The sequence below is a fragment of the Streptomyces sp. NPDC007971 genome (assembly GCF_042958635.1).
In the GTDB taxonomy this organism is placed as follows: domain Bacteria; phylum Actinomycetota; class Actinomycetes; order Streptomycetales; family Streptomycetaceae; genus Streptomyces.
This window is the reverse complement of the sequence record NZ_JBIBJK010000015.1, coordinates 101,727-119,285: the sequence shown is the minus strand read 5'-3', so window position 1 is coordinate 119,285 and position 17,559 is coordinate 101,727. Positions and strand designations below refer to the sequence as shown.

Genomic DNA, 17,559 nt, shown 5'->3' with positions numbered 1-17,559 from the left:
GACAGGGAGGGGCAGGAACCGTGAAACAGGCGGCATTCGACAACGTGGGCAGCATGATCCGGTGGACGGAGGCGCCCGGCATCGAGCCCGCGCGTGTGTACCTGCACGGACTCGGATCCATGTCCGCCGTGTACCACGCACACATCGCGTCCCACCCCGGACTCGCCGGCCGGCGCAGCCTGTTCGTGGACCTGCCCGGGCACGGCATCAGCGACCGGCCCGAGCACTTCGGCTACACGCTGGACGAGCATGCCGAGGCCGTCGCGGTCGCGCTGGACCAGGCCGAAGTCACGGGTGCCGAGCTGGTCGCGCACAGCATGGGGGGTGCCGTCGCCATCGTGCTCGCCCACCGACGGCCCGATCTCGTAGCCCGGCTGGTCCTCGCAGAGGCCAATCTCGACGCCTTCCCGCCGCCGACGGCCGCCAGCAGCGGGATCGCCGCCCACGGCGAGGACGAGTTCGTGCAAGAGCAGTACGCGCGCGTGCTGGCGGCCGTCGGTCCGCTGTGGGCGGCCACCATGCGGCTGGCCGATCCGCGCGCCCTGCACCGCAGTGCCGTCGGCCTCCGGCGCGGCTCGGACCCCGTGATGCGCACGATGCTGGGAGGGCTCGCGATCGAGCGCGTCTACCTTCAGGGTGAGCACAGCGGCGACCTCCCGGGCCGCGAGGACCTGGAAGCTGCCGGAGTCCGCGTGGTGACGGTGCCGGGCGCCGGGCACAACGTCATGTTCGACAACCCGGATGCCTTTGTGGCGGCCGTCGCCGGACTGGGCCGACCCGGTTCGGTCGTCGCTTCTCGCCGGAGCGGCTGACCCGGCTTGGTCAGCGCTTCTCGCCGGACTGGGCCGGCCCGGCCTTCGGCTCTCGCCGGAGAGGGCTGACCCGGCCCGGCCGTCGGCCGTGTCGGACGGGGCTGTGCCGGCCCGGTCGTCAGTCCTCGCGTACGGCCAGTGCGAGGAACCGGGCGTGCTCGTCGACGTAGGACGTCATGCGCCAGGCCGAGCGGGCGAGGAGCGGGCCGAGGTTGGCTTCGGCCCGAAGGTCGTCGGGCGTGATCTGCCGGCCCTGACGTGCCGCCAGGGCCGCCCGGCCGATCGGATGGAACAGCGCGAGTGTGCCGCCCGGCCGTACCACCCGGGCCAGCTCCCGGAGGTTCTCGCCGGGCTGCGGCAGATGCGCGATCAGGCCAGCGGCGAACACGGCGTCCAAGGATCCGGACCGCAGCGGCAGCGCCGCGACGTCCGCGAGCATCAGCTGTCCGTGCCGGTCCCTGCCCGCCCGCAGCGCGGCCTGGAGCATCGCCGGGGTCAGGTCCACCCCGGTCACCACCCCGGAGGGCCCCACGGCGGCACGCAGCGGCGGCAGGGCGCGGCCCGTGCCGCAGCCCGCGTCGAGCACGCGGTCGCCCTGGTGCAGCCCCGCAGCGGCCACGGCGGCGGCATACGCCGGGCCGTCGTTGGGGAACCTGCTGTCCCAGTCGGCCGCGCGAGCGGTGAAGAACTCCCGGACATGTGTGTGGTCGTCGCTCATGCTCCGCATGATCCCTCACCGGCACGAGGGACATGACTGTGCGCATGTTCGAGCGGGAGGCGATCGTTCCATCACCTTCCTGTGTCATATTCCAACACCTTTCGAAATGCGCCCCCTTCGTGCGCCCCTGCTCCGGCTAGCGTCCCGGGGCCATGGGACACCTGGACCACGCCGCCTTCGGCTGGCTGACCCCCGTGCTGTCGTACGCCATGGCCTGCATGGGCGCCGCCCTGGGACTGCGCTGCACCGTGCGCGCGCTCGGCACCACCGGCCACTCGCGCCGCAACTGGCTCGTCACCGCCGCCTCCGCGATCGGGACGGGCATCTGGACCATGCACTTCGTGGCCATGCTCGGCTTCCGCGTCAGCGGCACCGACATCCGCTACGACGTGCCGCTGACCATCCTCAGCCTCGTCGTCGCCATGGTCGTCGTCTGCGCCGGCGTCTTCGCCGTCGGCTACAGCCGGGACCGCAACCGGGCGCTCCTCCTCGGAGGGCTCACCACCGGACTGGGCGTCGCCAGCATGCACTACCTGGGCATGGCGGCGGTACGGCTGCACGGCCATGTGCACTACGACCCCGTACTCGTCGGACTCTCGGTCCTGATCGCCGTGGTCGCGGCGACCGCGGCGCTGTGGGCGGGGCTCAACATCAAGTCGCCTCTCGCGGTCGCCGTCGCCTCCCTGGTCATGGGGGCGGCCGTCAGCAGCATGCACTACACCGGGATGTTCGCGGTGAGTGTGCGCGTCACTCCCACCGGCGAAGGACTGCCCGGGGCCACGGCGATGCAGTTCATCTTCCCCCTCGCCGTCGGCCTCGGGTCCTACCTGTTCCTCACCTCGGCCTTCGTCGCCCTCTCACCCACGGCCGACGAGCGCGAGGCCTCCGCCTCGGCCCAGTTGCCCGTCCAGAGCGCAGCCCGCTAGCGGGAGCCCGGCCCCGGAGCCCCGACCCACGTCCCGAGCGAGGAGGCCATGCGCCCACCCCGTAGCACTGCGAACGCCGACAGCCCGCAGCCGTCCTCGCCGCGCGGACGCCGCGCACACGCCGGACCACCCGCCGAAGAAGACACCGAACGGCCCCTCGGCACCCTGCCCGACAATGCGTCCTACCGCCCGGGCCGTTGGCGGCTGCGGCCCCGCACGGTGCGGGCCAAGGTGGTCTCCCTGCTGATGGTGCCCGTCGTCTCCCTGCTCGCCCTGTGGGCCTACGCCACCGTCAGTACCGCCCAGGACGTCGCCCGGCTGCGGCAGTCGCAGCAGGTCGACGCCGAGCTGCGCGCCCCGGTCGCAGCGGCCGTCACCGCCCTGCAGGCCGAGCGCACCGCCGCCGTGCGTCAGGCCGGCGACCCGGGCGCGGGGGACGGCGACGCCCTTCTCCGGCTCGCCGCCCGCACCGACCGCGCGGTGGCCAGGCTACGGCTCGGCGAGGGCGCCACCGTCGCCGACGGCCAGGAACTGCCCGGCCAAGTCGCCGAGCATCTCCGGGCGTTCGTCGCCGGCGCCGAGCACCTGCACGCGCTGCGGACCGCCGTACTCGACCGCAGGACCGGCTGGATCGAGGTGTACGACCAGTACACGCAGACGATCGGTACGGCCTTCACGGTCGACGGCGCCCTCACCGGCATCCAGCAGACCGACGTCGGCACCGACGCGCGCGTACTGCTCGAATTCTCCCGCGCCGGCGAGGCACTGGCCCAGGAGGACGCCGTCCTCGGCAACACGCGCCCGGCCGACGGCCGGCAGAGCGAGCGGCTGCGGCTGTTCGGCGCAGCCGTCGCCACACGTCGCGCCCTCACCGTGGCTGCCGTCGCCGACCTGCCCGCCCCTCAGCGCACCGCCTGGCGCGACCTCGCCGCCGGCAGCGACTACACCTCGCTCACCGCCGCCGAGGACAGGATCCTCACCGCACGCACCGGATCCAAGGCGGTCGACACGGCACCGACGGCCGCCTGGAGCACCGCCCACGCGCGCGTGCAGGACGGAATGCAGGCCATCGCGACGGACACCGGGCGTGCCGTCGCGGGCCGCGCCGACCCGGTCACACGCGGCCTGGTCGGTCCGGCCGGCGCCGCCGTGCTCTTCGGCCTGGCCGCCGTCGCCGCCTCCCTCGTCGTCTCCGTCCGCATCGGACGCGCGCTGGTGGTCGAGCTGGTGAGCCTGCGCAACGACGCCCTGGAGATCGCCCGCCACAAACTCCCCGCGGCCATGCGGAAACTTCGCTCGGGCGAGGAGATCGACATCCGTGCCGAGGCGCCCGCCGGACCGCCCGCGGAGGACGAGACCGGCCAGGTGTCGGAAGCCCTGACCGTCGTCCACCGCGCCGCCCTGCATGCCGCGGTGGAGCGCGCCGAACTCGCCAGCGGCATCTCCGGTGTCTTCGTCAACCTGGCCCGGCGCAGCCAGGTGCTGGTCCACCGCCAGCTGAGTCTCCTGGACAGCATGGAGCGGCGCTCCGACGATCCCGACGAGCTGAGCGACCTCTTCCGCCTCGATCACCTCACCACCCGGATGCGGCGCCACGCCGAGAGCCTGATCATCCTTTCCGGAGCGGCACCCGGCCGGGCCTGGCGCATGCCGGTGCCCCTCACGAACGTCGTACGCGCCGCCATCTCCGAAGTCGAGGACTACGCGCGCGTGGAAGTACGCCGGCTCCCGGAGGTGTCCGTCGTCGGTACGGCGGTGGCCGACCTCACCCACCTGCTGGCCGAACTCGTCGAGAACGCCGCCCAGTTCTCACCGCCCCACACGCGCGTGCGGATCACCGGCGAGCCGGTCGGCAACGGCTACGCCCTCGAAGTCGAGGACCGGGGTCTCGGCATGGGCGCCGAGACCCTGGCCGAGGCCAACCGGCGGATCGAGCAGTCCGAGGCACTCGACCTGTTCGACAGCGACCGCCTCGGGTTGTTCGTGGTCAGCAGGCTCGCCTCCCGGCACGCCGTCAAGGTGCAACTGCGCACGTCCCCCTACGGAGGCACCACCGCGGTCGTCCTCCTGCCCACGCCGCTGCTGCACACCGGTGCCGCGCAACGCCCCGCCGACGAGGAGGCGCAGGCACTTCCGGAGCAGCAACGCGCGTACGCGCGCGTGCCCGACGCGCCCCCACCCTCGCCCGAGCCCCCGTCGGCGGTCACCGCGCAGCCCGGACCCGGATCCCGGCCCGCTCTCGCAGCCGCCCCCCAGACCACCCCGACGCCCCCGCAGGAACCCCCGCCCCCCGGAGTCACGGCCCTGAGGCCGCACCGCCCACCGAGCGGCTCCGAATCCTCCGACGGCCTCCCGCGCCGTGTGCGCCAGGCGAGCCTCGCCCCCCAACTCCGCCGTCAGACTCCCGGCGAACCGGAGCCGCACCCCGTCCCGCGCGCCGACGACCGTCGCACCCCCGAACTCGTACGGGACCGTATGGCGGCCTACCGCGACGGCTGGGCGCGCGGTGGCGGCAGGCGGCCCGGCCGTGGCACCGCACCGCACCCCGAAACGGGCAGTGACACCACCGAAGGAGACCCCGCATGATCCAGGACCCCCGCTTGATCCAGGACCACGGCATGATCCATGACCCCGGCATGAGGACCGCTGCCCGGCGGTCCGGCGAACTCGACTGGCTGCTGGACGACCTGGTGATGCGGGTGGGCGAGGTACGGCACGCCGTCGTGCTGTCCAACGACGGCCTGGCCGTCGGCTCCTCCACCGGCCTCGCACAGCAGGACGCGGAGCACCTGGCCGCCGTGGCCTCCGGCTTCAACAGCCTTGCCAAGGGCGCGGGACGGCACTTCGGAGCGGGCGGCGTGCGCCAGACCATGGTGGAGATGGACGAGGCATTCCTCTTCGTGGTCGCTGCCGGCGAGGGCTCCTGTCTCGCCGTATTCACCGCCGTCACCGCCGACATCGGTCTGGTCGCCTATGAGATGGCACGGCTGGTCAAGCGTGTGGGCGAGCACCTGAGCGCGGCGCCGCGCGCCACCGCCCGGCCTCCCGCCGCCGGATGAGCCCGAAGGGGCTGCACCCATGACCGAGATCCCGACGGGCGGCCCGCGCGAACAGGGCAGCCAGTGGTACGACGGCGAGGCCGGGCCCCTGGTCCGCCCGTACGCCATGACCGGCGGACGCACCCAGCCCGGCCCCACCGGAGTGCGTTTCGACCTGATCGCCCTCGTCACCCTCGACGCGGCCGCACCGGCGCTGGACGACGGCACCGCGCTCGGACCCGAACACCGGGCGCTGGTCGATCTGTGCCGTACGGAGACTCAGTCCCTCGCCGAACTCGCGGCAGGCGCGGACCTGCCGGTGGGCGTGGTCAGGGTGCTCCTCGGCGATCTCGTGGAGATGGGCTGTGTCACCATCAGCCGCCCGGTGCCGCCGGCCCAACTGCCCGACGAGCGGATTCTGCGCGAGGTCATCGAGGGGCTGCGGGCGCTGTAGACGAACATGCAGAACCCGTCGGGAACCTCATGGCATCCCGTTCCGCGCACCTTCCGGAACCAACCAGATCCAAGTCGGTCACATCAGGTGCATTCCGGTCCAATCCCCCGAAAGAGTCCCGGAGTTGTCATGATGCTGACTTCCGTCCCGAGTGCCACCCCCCGACCGCAACCGGCCCTCCCGAGAGAAGTGATCATGGTCTCCGAGTACTCCGACGACGCCGACGACATGTCGGCCCTGGCGCTGAAGATACTGGTCGCCGGCGGTTTCGGTGTCGGCAAGACGACCCTGGTCGGGGCCGTCAGCGAGATCCGGCCGCTGCGCACCGAGGAACTGCTCAGCGAGGCTGGTCAGCTGGTCGACGACACCGACGGCGTGGACAGGAAGGTCACCACGACCGTCGCCATGGACTTCGGGCGCATCACCATCCGCTCGGGCCTCTCCCTGTACCTGTTCGGCACGCCGGGACAGGACCGCTTCTGGTTCCTGTGGGACGAACTCTCCCAGGGAGCCCTCGGTGCCGTGGTCCTCGCCGACACCCGCCGGCTGGAGGACTGCTTTCCGGCGGTCGACTACTTCGAGCACCGACGCATCCCGTTCGTGGTGGCCGTCAACTGCTTCGCCGGGTCCCGCGCCCACGGCGCCCACGACGTCGCCAGGGCCCTCGACCTGGACCGGGGAACGCCCGTGGTCCTGTGCGACGCGCGCGACCGGGACTCCGGCAAGGAGGTGCTGATCCGCCTCGTCGAGTACGCCGGGCGGATGCACACCGCCCGGCTCCTCGACTCGGTCGGTTGAGCACCGCCCGGCTCCTCGACGCGGTCGGTTGAGCACCGCCGGGTTTCCCGACGCGGTCGGCTGAGCCTCAGCCGGTCAGGTCCTTCAGCGCCACCACCTTGTCCACGGCGACCTGGACCAGCAGCTCGCCCGGGACGCCGTTGCGGGCGCCGTACTCCTCGGCGCGCTCCTCGCCCATGTACCGGGCGGCGATGCGGGTGGCCCAAAGGCGCACCTCGTCCAGTTCCTCCGACAGCCGGGCGCGCCCGTGCAGCACCACGAAGTGGAACGGCGGCCGCTCGTCGTCCACACACAGGGCGATCCGTCCGTCACGGGCGAGATTGCGCCCTTTCACCGTCGTCGCACCGGTGTTGAAGACCACGTCGTCCCCGTCCAGCAGGAACCAGATCGGGGCCACATGGGGGCTGCCATCGGCGTTGACGGTGGACAACTTGCCGGTTCGGGTGCCGTACGAGACGAACGCCCGCCATTCCTCATCGGTCATATTCTGTGCCATACGCCCATCCTGCTTGCCCGCACGCCGGTCGTGGGGAAGGCTGGCGGACAGTTCCTCCAGCCAGGAGGAGCCGTCACACGGGGAGACGGAACATGGTGCACAACCAGGGACTCGGCTGGCTCCTGGACGATCTGACCGAGCGGGTGGACCACGTACGGCACGCGCTGATCCTGTCCAACGACGGCCTGGTCACCGGAGCGAGCACAGGGCTTCGCCGCGAGGACGCCGAGCATCTGGCCGCCGTCGCGTCGGGGCTGCACAGCCTGGCCAAGGGGTCAGGACGCCACTTCGGCGCGGGCAGGGTACGCCAGACCATGATCGAGTACGACGACGCCGTCCTGTTCGTCACGGCCGCCGGCACCGGCAGCTGTCTGTGCGTGCTCAGCGGCGCAGAGGCCGACATCGGTCAGATCGCCTACGAGATGACCCTGCTCGTCAACCGGGTCGGCGAACACCTCGGCGTGGACGCCCGGCAACCCGAACGCGCTCCCACGACAGACTTCTGACCTGCGCCTTCGCTCCGCCCCACGGAGTTGTCCACAGGCTCGCCACGACATGTGCCGCAGCGGCTACGGTGTGTGCACGGCCGCCGTAGGCCGGATGAGCCACCGACTCCACGGGGGAGTACGACCATGTCGGGAAACACCTTCGTCCCATCCCGCCGCGACGCCTGCGCACCGAGCCGCGCTGCTCGTGAACTGCGCCTCAGGCGCAGCGAGTTCGCCCTCGCCGTCCACCTCGGCCGTATCCGCACCGTGCCCGACGAGGGCGGAGGTGGAGGTCGCCGGATCGAGCGAACCGAGATCGACCGGTTGCGCGCCCAGGACGGCTTTCCCGAAACGCTCCGCGAGCGCGTGCAGATCGTGGGTACGGCGGAGGGCGCCGCGCTCATGGACATCCCGGCGGGCAGGTTCACCCGGCTCGCGCGACTGAGCCTGCTGGTGCCGGTGCGTTTCCACCTGAATCGCTACCGGGCGGTGGTCTGGCTCTACCTGGCCGAGGAGCTACGGCAATTCGCTGCCGACGCCGAGAACGCACACCTGCTCAAGGGGCGCACGCCCGAGAGCCTGAGGGGGCAGCTGGCGGCCGGAGTGGACCTGAGGGCCCGCAACTGGCGTGGCCGGCACCTGGGATTCCTGCTGCGCGAGGCCGAGGAGCCATGGGCACGGGCCGGGGCAGTGGCCGCCTTTCTCGCACCCGTGGAGGTCGCGGACATCGTCAAGGACCCCTACGAGCGTGCTCGGCTGAACCGCTTCCGGCCGGGTCCGCCCGGCACGAGCGCCCCGGGATCGCCGTCCGCACACCTGGCCGAGCACCTCATGACGGCACTCGACGCCGACGAGGCCGACTGGCTGCGCAGCGAACTGGCCCACGCGGTCCAGGAGGCACGCCACCACGCGCCCGCCCCGCGCCCGGGCCCACGGCACGCTGCCTCCGTCCCGCGCCCGGCCCAGCACCACGCCCACCGCATGTCGCCGACGGCCGTACGACACGCCGGAGCCGCGCCGCGGCCGGTCTCGCCCCGTCCCCCTCGGGGGCACGGGGCCGAGCAGGGTACGCCGCGGCCGCCCCGCGGACTGCGCGCCTGGCTGCGCGGCAGAAGGTCCCGGCCCGCAGACCTCTAGCGCGCTCCAGGGACCCGCATCGCTTACTCGACACCATGTGCACACTCGGTCCCTCGGACTGGGTGGCCGCCCGGCGCCACGCAGCGGTCCGAGCCGGAAAAAGAGGGGAGCGCCACCTGCTGCACCCCTCGTTGAGCGCCGCGGACCCGTCTTGCAGCAAGTGAGCGCTGACGTCCGAGGGCGAACGTCGATTACAGCCGTCCAGCCTCGGCGAGGGCAAGCAGGTCGTTCGCGGCTTCCTGGGAGCGGGCGCGGAGGGCGTCAGGAGCGGGGGCCGGTCCATTGAGCAGGGCGGTGTCCACGATCTCCGCCTGGAGCAGGGCGGAGAAGACGTGCGCGGCCCGGGTGGGGTCGCTGATCTTGGCGCGCAGGTCCGTCGGCCAGTGGGACAGGTGCCGGGTGAACAGGGCCATGCGGTCTCCGAGGATCTCTTGTTGGTAACAGCCGCCGAGTTCGGGGAAGCGCTGGGCGTCCCGTGTCACCACTCTGAAGAGCGCCAGCTGCTAGAGAAGGCCGTGGAGTCCGTCCTTGAGGCCGTGGCCGCGCACCGGTGAGCGCGGTCGTTCCTCCGCGGTGCGGGCGAGCGCGGTGAGCGCACGGTGAGCCCGCGGTGAGCGCTCCCGTAGAAAGTCTGAGGCATGACGAACCGCAAGGTACTGATCTCCGGCGCCTCCGTCGCCGGCCCCGCGCTCGCCTACTGGCTCCATCGGCACGGCTTTGAGGCCACCGTCGTGGAGCGCGCCCCCGCGCTCCGCGACGGCGGCTACGCCGTCGACTTCCGCGGCGAGGCCCACCTGACGGTCCTGCGCCGCATGGGCATCCTGGCCGACCTCGAGCGCGTCCGGACGGGCATGGGCTCGATGTCCTACGTCAACAACGCGGGCAAGCGGCAGGCCGAGCTGCCCGCGGACATGTTCGCCGGGGACATCGAGATCCTCCGGGGCGACCTGGCCCGGATCCTGTACGACGCCACCAGGCAGCACACCGAGTACGTCTTCGGCGACTCCATCACCTCGCTCACCGAGGACGCCCACGGCGTGACCGTGTCCTTCGAACACGGCGCGCCGCGCCGCTTCGACCTGGTGATCGGCGCGGACGGGCTCCACTCCCACACCCGCCGTCTGGCGTTCGGCCCGGAGGAACAGTTCGTCAGGCACCTGGGCGTACACTGCGCGATCTTCACCGCCCCCAACCACCTCGGGCTCGACCACACCGGGCACGCCTACCGCACTGCAGGCCCCGACCGCCTACAACCAGTCGCCGCTGCGGGTGGTCCTGGTCCGCTCCGACGAGGCCCGCAAGCGGCTCGTGGACCTCATGGACGAGGGGAACCGGCGCAAGACTGCAGCCGCGCCGCTGGTCGCGGTCCTCGCCGCCGACAACGAGTTCCATGAGGAGCTCCCCGCGCTGCTCCCGCACTTCCCCCAGGCCAAGGACCTCTTCTTCGCCGACCGCCCGGTCCGCGAGGAGTCCGCACTGCTCAACGCAGCACTCCAGGCGGCGTACTTCATCCTCGGCGTGCGGGCGGCGGGGCTGGCCGCGGGGCCGATGACCGGCTTCGACTTCCCGGGTGTGCAGAAGGAGTTCCTGGACGACGACCACACGCCTCTGATGGTCGTGAACATCGGCCGCCCCGGAGCGGACGCCTGGTTCCCGCGCTCGCCGCGGCTCGCCTACCACGAGGTCGTCACCACGGTCTGAGCCGCCAGAGCTGCGTGAGCTGCTTGGCCTGCCTGAACTGCCTTCCTGACGTCCCTGAGCCCTCCACGCCGACCCCCTCACCTTCCGGAGCCTGCCATGTCTCTGCTTGCCCGCCCTGGCCCCCGCCCCGCCGCGCAGGCGCCGGCCACCGCCACCGCCACCACGCCCGCCACACCGACGCGCCATGTCCCTTCCGCCTGGCTGGCGTTGCTGGCCGCCCCGGTCGCCGCGAGCGCCAACAGCCCGGTCCTGATCCTGCCCGACATGGCCGGCTCGCTCGGCATCCGTACGGCCACGGCGACCTGGCTCGTGACGGTCTTCGCCTGGGCCATGGCCGTCGGCACCCCGCTGATGGCGGGCCTGTTGCGCCGCCGCGGCCTGGGCAACACGCTCCGGCTGAGCGCGGCCCTGATCGTGGCCGGCACCGCGGTCGTCGCCATGGCGCCCTGGCTGCCGCTGGCCATGGCAGGCCGGGCGGCCCAGGCGGTGGGCGGCGCGGGCCTGGTCACCGCGGCGATGAGCCTGGCGGGCTCGGTCCGCCGAATGGGGGTGATCACCGCGGGCTTCGGGACGCTGGGCGCGGTCGGACCGCTGATCGGCTCGACGATCGCGGGCACGGCCTCCTGGCGGGTGTCCCTCGCTGTCGGGGTGGTCGCCCTCCTGGCCCTGCCGGCGGTCATGCGCCGCGCCGACCTGTCCGCACCCAAGCAGACCACCCCCTTCGACGGCCGGGGCGCCGCCCTGCTGGTCCTGACGGCGACGGCCCTGGTACTCGTCCCGCGCCATCCGCTCCCGGCAGTGGCCGCCTCGCTGCTGACGGCCGCGCTACTGGCCCTGCACATCCGGTCCAACCCCACGGGCTTCGTCCCCGCAACGCTGCTGCGCACCCGGGCCTTCGCCCTCTCCGCCCTGCTCGCCTGCACCTTCGCGACCTCGTATTTCACGCTGCTCTTCACCATCCCGCAGCTGCTGCGCGAGCGTACCGACTGGTCGACCTCCACGATCGGCACCGGCCAACTGGTCGCCCTCCTCGCGGGCTCCGTGCTCTCCATGGTGTTGGCCGCGGCGTCAGCCCGGCTCGGCCGCCCGCGGGTCCTGACGATCCTGCTCACGGTGGGAGCGCTGGCCCCGCTCACCGCCGTGCTGACCCCCTGGGCGCCGCTGCTCCTGCTGGTCGCGACGCTGGCCGTCTTCACGACGAGCGCAGGCCAGGCCACGCTCGCGGTGTACGCCACCCAGGCCGCGCCGACCACTCAGCGCCCCACAGCGATCGGCCTGTTCAACCTCTGCTACCAGCTGGGCGGCGCCTTCGGCCCGGCGATCGCAGCCCTGATCACGCTGGGCGGCTGAAACGCCTCACCCCAGTCCCATCGCACCCTCACACCCAGGAGCACCATCATGAACGAGGAAACGCCCACCACGCCCACGACCACGACCCCGCTCGAGGCGGTGCTGACCCGCCATGCAGATGCCGAGACCTGTGCCGACCCGAGCAGCGTGATGACCCTGCTGGCCGACTCGGACGGCACCGCGGGCGGCTGCACGAGCTACCGATCCACCTTCGCCAAGGGCGCGATGGGGGCGCCTGCCCACTTCCACACCCGGGCCTCGGAACTCTTCTTCGTCATCAGCGGAGCCCTGCAGGTCCTGGTGGGCGAGGAAGTCACCGTCCTCAAGGCAGGCGACTTCCTCGCCGTACCGCCCCACACCCCGCACGCCTTCGCGGCCGCCCCGGGCTGCGAAGCGGATGTCCTGTTCGTCTTCACCCCCGGTATGGGCCGATTCGACTACCTGCGCCTGCTCGGCCGGGTGATGCGCGGCGAGGCAGACCCGAAGGAGATCGCCGAGTCCTCGGAACGCTTCGACAACCACTACGTCGACAGCCCGGTCTGGCGCGCCGCCCTGGAGCGTTCCGCGTGATCGACTCCACGGCCCGGATCCGGGTGGCCCGGCCCTCACGGGACCTCGCAGCCGCCGAGCGCTTCTCCGTAGACGGTCTCGGCCTGGACGTCCTGTGGCGCTCCACCGAGCGTGTCGCGGGTGAGCACGACCTCCTGATGGTCGGCCCGCCGGGCGCCGCCTGGCACTTCGAACTCACGCATGACCCCGAACGGCCGCTCGAGCCCACCCCGACAGTGGACGACCTGTTCGTCGTGTACCTCGGCGCCCCGGTCGACCAGGCCCTGGTCGACCGCCTGGAGGCCAACGGGGGCACCAGGGTTCCCGCGCACAACCCCTACTGGGACAGGTACGGCGTGACCGTCGCCGACCCCGACGGGTACCTGCTCGTCCTGTGCTCACGCACCTGGACCAGCTGAACCCGCGGCCTCGCAGCGGCACGGCGGACTCGCGCGCCTGGATCAGGACGGCCTCCACCACGCCGTCGAGGCTGCGGCCCGCCTGCACAACCTCGCCCTCGCCGCATGATCGCCCAGGCCAACAGCCCGCATCAGGCTGCTTGATCACAGCCTTCTGCAACGCCCTTTACTGGTAGGAGTGATGGGTAGGGATGCCCCGTCCGTCGGAGGCGTATACAGTCATTCGGGCGTGACCCGTGCCGCGTTGCCAGGTCTGGTAGGCGGAGGTAGGCGGGGAAGGCATTCGAGACCAACACCTATGCCGGCGCAACCGGACGCCTGAGCAGGGCGGAAGTCACGGTGCCGACGGTCATCGGCCCCACAGCCTTGCGGTCGCGCGGCGGTCTGCCGGACCTGACGGCGCAGATGGTGCGTACCGCCAAGTCGTTGAGCCGGGAGGCGGTCTCGTACGGCCGGCGCAGGACCGAGACGGACACCTTCTACAACCGCACGCCGGGCGAACCGACGGCCGGCATGCCGATCCAGGTCGACGACCGGGGTGAGACCGCCGACAGCGACAACGTCGCCAAATGCACCTACAACCGCTACCTCACCGGCAGCACGCAAACCCTGGTGCTGCCGGTGAGACGATCACCACAGCCCAGGACTGCCCGACAGCCGGGGCGACTCCCGGCGGCACACTGATCTCCGACATCCGCACGTCCTACGACACCAACGGTTTCGCCTACGACGGTGACGGCCAGCAGAGTCCGGCTCTGCCCAAGATCGGTTATCCGTCTCACAGGTGTCCATCCCGGACACGACCGTCACCGACTACGACGGGCAGGGCCGAGCCGACCTGGCCACCGGGGGACACGACGGCAAGAAGACCTGGACCACGACCACCGCCCGCACCGGAGACAAGACCACCGTCCTCCTCCCCACCCGAAGGGCGGCGTGGCCACCACCACGGCCGTCGACGCCCGCGGTCAGACCACTGAACTGGATCAGTGCACCGCCCTGCCCACCCTCCGGCTCCGCGGCCACCGGCTTCAGTGCAACGGGCGGCACCACCTCGGCCACTCCATACGGATACAACCTTGCCGGGCAACAGAACCGAGTCACCGGCCCGGACAAGAGGGTGTGGACTTCCGTCCACGACCTGCTCGGCCGGAAGAAGTCCCAGACGGACCCGGACGCGGGCGGCAGCCGTTACGGGTACGACGACGCAGGCGACCTAACCTCCACCACTGACGTCAAGCACGTCGAACTCGACTACACCTACGATCTCTTGGGGCGCAAGCGCACCGGCAAGGACACGTCGAAGGACAACTTCGAGTTCGCGTCCTGGACCTACGACACCCTGCGGATCGGTCTGCCGACCTCCTCCACCCGCTACGTCCAGGGCACGGCCGACGGCTACACGGTGGCGACCACCGGCTACACCACCTTCGGCAAGCCGACCGGCACCACCCTCACTCTGCGGACATCCGAGGCGCCGCTGCCGTCGAGTACACCACGACCTACACGTACACCATCAACGACCAGTTGTTGAAGACACAGAGCGACCCGAGCACCAAGGGTCAGGAGCCGGGCAGCCTCCACGGCAGTCACGGCCAGCGGGCCGACCGGGAGGAGCCGGGTCCAGGGCACGGCGCGGGAAGCGGATGTCGATGCCGGCCATCCGGGCCAGTGCTGCGATCGGCGGTGTTGCGGCGGACCGGGCCACGTATCTGCGTCGCTGGGGAGCGCGTGGGGAGGACCGGCTGCATAGGGCGGAGCGCCCGTGACAGAAGCCGAAGACTCGTCTCTGTGGCGGACGGCGGCTGGCGTCCTGGCCCACTCGCTGAACAGCCGGGCGGCCCTTTGCAGGAAGGGCCGCCCGGCCCACTTCGTCGCCGCTGGTGCCGTTTTCCACCTGAGTCCGAGGGGCGGGCCTCACATGCAGGCGCTTCGGATGCCTCGGTCAGCGGACGAAGGAGATCTCCGGGTATTTCTTGTCAGGCCCGTCGAGCAGGGTGCCGTGCTGGTGGCGCAGTTCCTGGTCGAAGAAGGCGGCGAGGTAGACGCGCTGGATCTCGATCGCGCGGTTGGGGTCGATCGTGCCGTACACCTGCTGGAGCTGGGCCGGGGAGAGCCCGAGCAGGCTCGCCTCCTGGGGCGCCATCGCCTCGTCGTCGACGAACGACACGTGCGCCGAGCCGTGGAGCTGGATGTCGATCCGGTGTCCCTTCAGATGCGACCACAGCGTGCGCCACGACTTGTCGTTGTTGCGGTTGTGGGTGCCGGAGCTGAAGAGCAGGAAGGGGCGGTCAAGGTTCTTGCTCGGCGCCGAGCCGAAGAACTGGCCGTCCAGGTTGGCGCCGGCGGCGATGCGGTGGTCGAGCTGCATGGCGGTGTCGACCGCCGCGCCGCCCAGCGAAGCGCCGAACATCCCGATGCGGGACATGTCCACGTGGTGCGACAGACCGGTGGGGAGCCTGGCGTGGTCGACGTCCGGGTTGCCGCCCTTGGCGATCGTGGCGAGCTGGTTGATGACGAAGTGGATGTCGGCGGCGCGCACGTTGAGCGTGTCGGCCGAGTGCGCGCCGGCCGGCATGGTGTTGACCTCGACTCGTCCCCCGGGGAACTGCACCTCGTTGGCGTCGTGGGTGTGGTCGACGGTGACGACGAGGTAGCCGCGGCTGGCGAGGTCCTCGGCGAGCACGGTGCCCCTGGCGCGGTCCGAGTGCAGCCCGCTGGAGTACAGGAGGACGGGCAGTTTGCCGAGCTTGGTGGCGACCGGGGCGAGGACATGGCCTGCGGTCTTCGGCAACGTCACCTGTTGTGGCGTCAGGCCCTGGGAGGCGAGGAAGTGGGCGCCGGAGGCTGACGGCATCCACGGCGCCGCGTAGTGACCGCGGGTCGAGGCGGCCGGGTACCAGAACGACACCATCAGCTCGCGCGGCTTGTTGCCGGGCACGTACGGGTCCGGGCGGGTTTTGTCGACGAGGTGCAGGCTGAACGTGCCTACGCCGTGGCGCCCGGTCGGCGCGGGCAGACTGAGCTGGAGAGCGGACGTGGCCGCGCGGGGTGTGACGACTGCCGGACGGACGGCCTTGTGCTGTGGCGGCGCCTCGTCGTTCTGGGGCGCCCAGGGCGTGTCGTCCTGGTCGGGCGAGGCCCCGGTGGCGGTGGGCTTGTTGGACGTCTTCCCGGCGGCCATCGCCGGCGTCATCCCCGCACCCAGGGCGACGGCCAGCACACCCGCCGTACCGACCGCTCTGGCGATCACTCTGCGACGGTGGCGCGGGCGGCGGTGTTTCATGGGACCCCTTTGTCGGTCGGCGATCGAAGAACTGGCGATCGACTGTCGTACGTCGTACCGCCGCAGTGGCCTACGGATTTTGAGCCCCTGGCGTTCACCGCGGCGGCGGGCGGGACGAGCAGTTGCATCATGCGAGCAGGTGCGATCACCGAGTAGATGGTTCTGCCTGCCGCCCCCCCCCGCCGCGAGAAGCGCGGAACGCCAGCCCGTGGGCTCGCCGAGCAGCGGGCTTTCTTGCCGGCGTGAGTAGCCTCTCCGAACGGGCGCGTGACCTGCGCGTGGATCGGGGCGGTGCGAGGGGGTCCCCTCGCAGGTGCAACTCGGTCGTGTTCTGTTCGCCGCAGGTTTTGGGTGGGAGGTGGTCGGTGATGCCCTCGTGCGTCCTGGGCGGCCTGCAGATCTCTCGATCGGGTGCGGGCAGGCCACTTTGCGTGCCGGGCAGGGGGCACTGGCCGGCTGACGTGTGGTTGTGACCCCTCGCAGGGGCGATGAGGACGCTGGTGAAACCGCAGGTCAGCCCAGCTTGCGGAAGAGTCCCTCCTGTACCACGGACACGATCAGTTGCCCTTCGAGGTTGTAGATGCGGCCCCTGGCCAGACCGCGGCCGCCCACCGCGACCGGTGACTCCTGGTCGTACAGGAACCACTCGTCCGCGCGGAACGGGCGGTGGAACCACATGGCGTGGTCCAGCGAGGCGAGGTCGAAGTTCCGCGGGCCCCAAAGGGGTTCGACAGGGATGCGGACCGCGTCGAGGAGGGTCATGTCACTGGCGTACGTCAGGGCGCACGTGTGGACCAGCGGGTCGTCCCCGAGCGCACCGACCGCGCGCATCCACACGGCGCTGCGCGGTTCGGCGCCCTGTATCTCCTCGGCGTTCCAGCGCAGCCGGTCGACGTAACGGATGTCGAAGGGCTGGCGGCGTGCCATCCGCTCCCACTGCTCCGGCAGAGCGCCCAGGTGCTTGCGGATCTCCTCGGCCACCGTCGGCAGGGACTCCGGGTGCGGCACCTCCCGGGCCGGCGGCAGCTGGTGCTCGAACGGTCCTTCCTCGGGCTTGTGAAAGGAGGCGGTCAGATTGAAGATCGTGCGGCCCTGCTGCACGGCCGTGACCCGGCGTGTGGTGAACGACCGCCCGTCACGGACCCGTTCGACCTGGTACACAATGGGCACGCCCGGCCGGCCCGGGCGCAGGAAGTACGCGTGCAGCGAGTGCACGGGGCGTTCGCCGTCCGTGGTGCGGCCGGCGGCGACCAGGGCCTGGCCCGCCACCTGGCCGCCGAAGACCCGTTGCAGAGACTCCTGCGGGCTTCGGCCGCGGAAGATGTTGACCTCGATCCGCTCCAGGTCGAGAAGGTCGACCAGTCTCTCGGCCGGGTTCGTCATCGGT

At 71.4% G+C, this 17,559-nt stretch carries 18 protein-coding genes and 2 pseudogenes; 15 read left to right on the top strand and 5 right to left on the bottom strand.

Annotated elements, in window-relative coordinates; genetic code table 11:
• The first annotated feature begins 20 nt into the window (after nucleotides 1–20).
• On the top strand, nucleotides 21–812 hold the full coding sequence (locus ACFZCP_RS29455) for an alpha/beta fold hydrolase (RefSeq protein ID WP_391432465.1): 792 nt from the start codon (nucleotides 21–23) through the stop codon (nucleotides 810–812).
• A 118-nt stretch (nucleotides 813–930) separates the two neighbouring features.
• Here ACFZCP_RS29455 and ACFZCP_RS29450 read toward each other — a convergent pair whose 3' ends face one another.
• Complete coding sequence (locus tag ACFZCP_RS29450) at nucleotides 931–1,530, bottom strand: methyltransferase domain-containing protein (protein ID WP_391432460.1); 600 nt, start codon at nucleotides 1,528–1,530, stop codon at nucleotides 931–933.
• Nucleotides 1,531–1,682: 152 nt separating this feature from the next.
• On the opposite strand from ACFZCP_RS29450, the gene ACFZCP_RS29445 reads away from it, so the two are divergent.
• The 5 genes from ACFZCP_RS29445 to ACFZCP_RS29425 all read left to right on the top strand — a co-directional run bounded on the left by ACFZCP_RS29445 (nucleotide 1,683) and on the right by ACFZCP_RS29425 (nucleotide 6,746).
• A complete protein-coding gene (locus tag ACFZCP_RS29445; protein ID WP_391432457.1) occupies nucleotides 1,683–2,456 on the top strand; it encodes an MHYT domain-containing protein in 774 nt (257 codons plus the stop codon).
• 48 nt (nucleotides 2,457–2,504) lie between these two features.
• Complete coding sequence (locus ACFZCP_RS29440; protein ID WP_391432454.1) at nucleotides 2,505–5,042, top strand: nitrate- and nitrite sensing domain-containing protein; 2,538 nt, start codon at nucleotides 2,505–2,507, stop codon at nucleotides 5,040–5,042.
• Nucleotides 5,043–5,074: 32 nt separating this feature from the next.
• On the top strand, nucleotides 5,075–5,515 hold the full coding sequence (locus ACFZCP_RS29435) for a roadblock/LC7 domain-containing protein (RefSeq protein WP_391432857.1): 441 nt from the start codon (nucleotides 5,075–5,077) through the stop codon (nucleotides 5,513–5,515).
• 19 nt (nucleotides 5,516–5,534) lie between these two features.
• Nucleotides 5,535–5,948, top strand: coding sequence for a DUF742 domain-containing protein (locus tag ACFZCP_RS29430; protein WP_391432450.1), 414 nt, complete (start codon nucleotides 5,535–5,537; stop codon nucleotides 5,946–5,948).
• Nucleotides 5,949–6,143: 195 nt separating this feature from the next.
• Nucleotides 6,144–6,746: an ATP/GTP-binding protein gene (locus ACFZCP_RS29425; RefSeq protein WP_391432447.1), complete on the top strand. Its 603-nt coding sequence runs from the start codon at nucleotides 6,144–6,146 to the stop codon at nucleotides 6,744–6,746.
• A gap of 67 nt (nucleotides 6,747–6,813) precedes the next feature.
• Here the strand turns inward: ACFZCP_RS29425 and ACFZCP_RS29420 are convergent, their stop codons facing one another.
• On the bottom strand, nucleotides 6,814–7,242 hold the full coding sequence (locus ACFZCP_RS29420; RefSeq protein ID WP_391432444.1) for a TIGR03618 family F420-dependent PPOX class oxidoreductase: 429 nt from the start codon (nucleotides 7,240–7,242) through the stop codon (nucleotides 6,814–6,816).
• Nucleotides 7,243–7,334: 92 nt separating this feature from the next.
• Here ACFZCP_RS29420 and ACFZCP_RS29415 point away from each other — a divergent pair, with 92 nt between their 5' ends.
• Nucleotides 7,335–7,748, top strand: a complete 414-nt coding sequence (locus tag ACFZCP_RS29415) for a roadblock/LC7 domain-containing protein (RefSeq protein WP_362686118.1) — start codon at nucleotides 7,335–7,337, stop codon at nucleotides 7,746–7,748.
• A gap of 126 nt (nucleotides 7,749–7,874) precedes the next feature.
• Nucleotides 7,875–8,867, top strand: coding sequence for a DUF6397 family protein (locus tag ACFZCP_RS29410; RefSeq protein WP_391432441.1), 993 nt, complete (start codon nucleotides 7,875–7,877; stop codon nucleotides 8,865–8,867).
• A gap of 191 nt (nucleotides 8,868–9,058) precedes the next feature.
• Here the strand turns inward: ACFZCP_RS29410 and ACFZCP_RS29405 are convergent, their stop codons facing one another.
• Nucleotides 9,059–9,352: a TetR/AcrR family transcriptional regulator C-terminal domain-containing protein gene (locus ACFZCP_RS29405; protein ID WP_391432438.1), complete on the bottom strand. Its 294-nt coding sequence runs from the start codon at nucleotides 9,350–9,352 to the stop codon at nucleotides 9,059–9,061.
• A 153-nt stretch (nucleotides 9,353–9,505) separates the two neighbouring features.
• On the opposite strand from ACFZCP_RS29405, the pseudogene ACFZCP_RS29400 reads away from it, so the two are divergent.
• The 7 genes and pseudogenes from ACFZCP_RS29400 to ACFZCP_RS29370 all read left to right on the top strand — a co-directional run.
• Nucleotides 9,506–9,931, top strand: a pseudogene (locus ACFZCP_RS29400) (FAD-dependent monooxygenase); the annotation flags it as partial.
• A 175-nt stretch (nucleotides 9,932–10,106) separates the two neighbouring features.
• Nucleotides 10,107–10,568, top strand: a pseudogene (locus tag ACFZCP_RS29395) (malonic semialdehyde reductase); the annotation flags it as partial.
• A 96-nt stretch (nucleotides 10,569–10,664) separates the two neighbouring features.
• Complete coding sequence (locus ACFZCP_RS29390; RefSeq protein ID WP_391432435.1) at nucleotides 10,665–11,918, top strand: MFS transporter; 1,254 nt, start codon at nucleotides 10,665–10,667, stop codon at nucleotides 11,916–11,918.
• Nucleotides 11,919–11,966: 48 nt separating this feature from the next.
• Nucleotides 11,967–12,488 (top strand): cupin domain-containing protein, encoded by a 522-nt coding sequence (locus ACFZCP_RS29385; RefSeq protein ID WP_391432432.1) that lies wholly within the window; start codon nucleotides 11,967–11,969, stop codon nucleotides 12,486–12,488.
• On the top strand, nucleotides 12,485–12,886 hold the full coding sequence (locus tag ACFZCP_RS29380; RefSeq protein WP_391432429.1) for a VOC family protein: 402 nt from the start codon (nucleotides 12,485–12,487) through the stop codon (nucleotides 12,884–12,886). The genes ACFZCP_RS29385 and ACFZCP_RS29380 overlap by 4 nt, the downstream gene beginning before the upstream one ends.
• A gap of 339 nt (nucleotides 12,887–13,225) precedes the next feature.
• Complete coding sequence (locus ACFZCP_RS29375) at nucleotides 13,226–13,570, top strand: hypothetical protein (protein ID WP_391432426.1); 345 nt, start codon at nucleotides 13,226–13,228, stop codon at nucleotides 13,568–13,570.
• A 100-nt stretch (nucleotides 13,571–13,670) separates the two neighbouring features.
• A complete protein-coding gene (locus ACFZCP_RS29370; RefSeq protein WP_391432423.1) occupies nucleotides 13,671–14,420 on the top strand; it encodes a hypothetical protein in 750 nt (249 codons plus the stop codon).
• Between the two features lie 411 nt (nucleotides 14,421–14,831).
• On the opposite strand, the gene ACFZCP_RS29365 is transcribed toward ACFZCP_RS29370, so the two are convergent.
• Complete coding sequence (locus tag ACFZCP_RS29365; RefSeq protein ID WP_391432420.1) at nucleotides 14,832–16,139, bottom strand: alpha/beta hydrolase family protein; 1,308 nt, start codon at nucleotides 16,137–16,139, stop codon at nucleotides 14,832–14,834.
• A gap of 546 nt (nucleotides 16,140–16,685) precedes the next feature.
• Nucleotides 16,686–17,555: an acyl-CoA thioesterase domain-containing protein gene (locus ACFZCP_RS29360; RefSeq protein ID WP_391432417.1), complete on the bottom strand. Its 870-nt coding sequence runs from the start codon at nucleotides 17,553–17,555 to the stop codon at nucleotides 16,686–16,688.
• Nucleotides 17,556–17,559 lie beyond the last annotated feature (4 nt).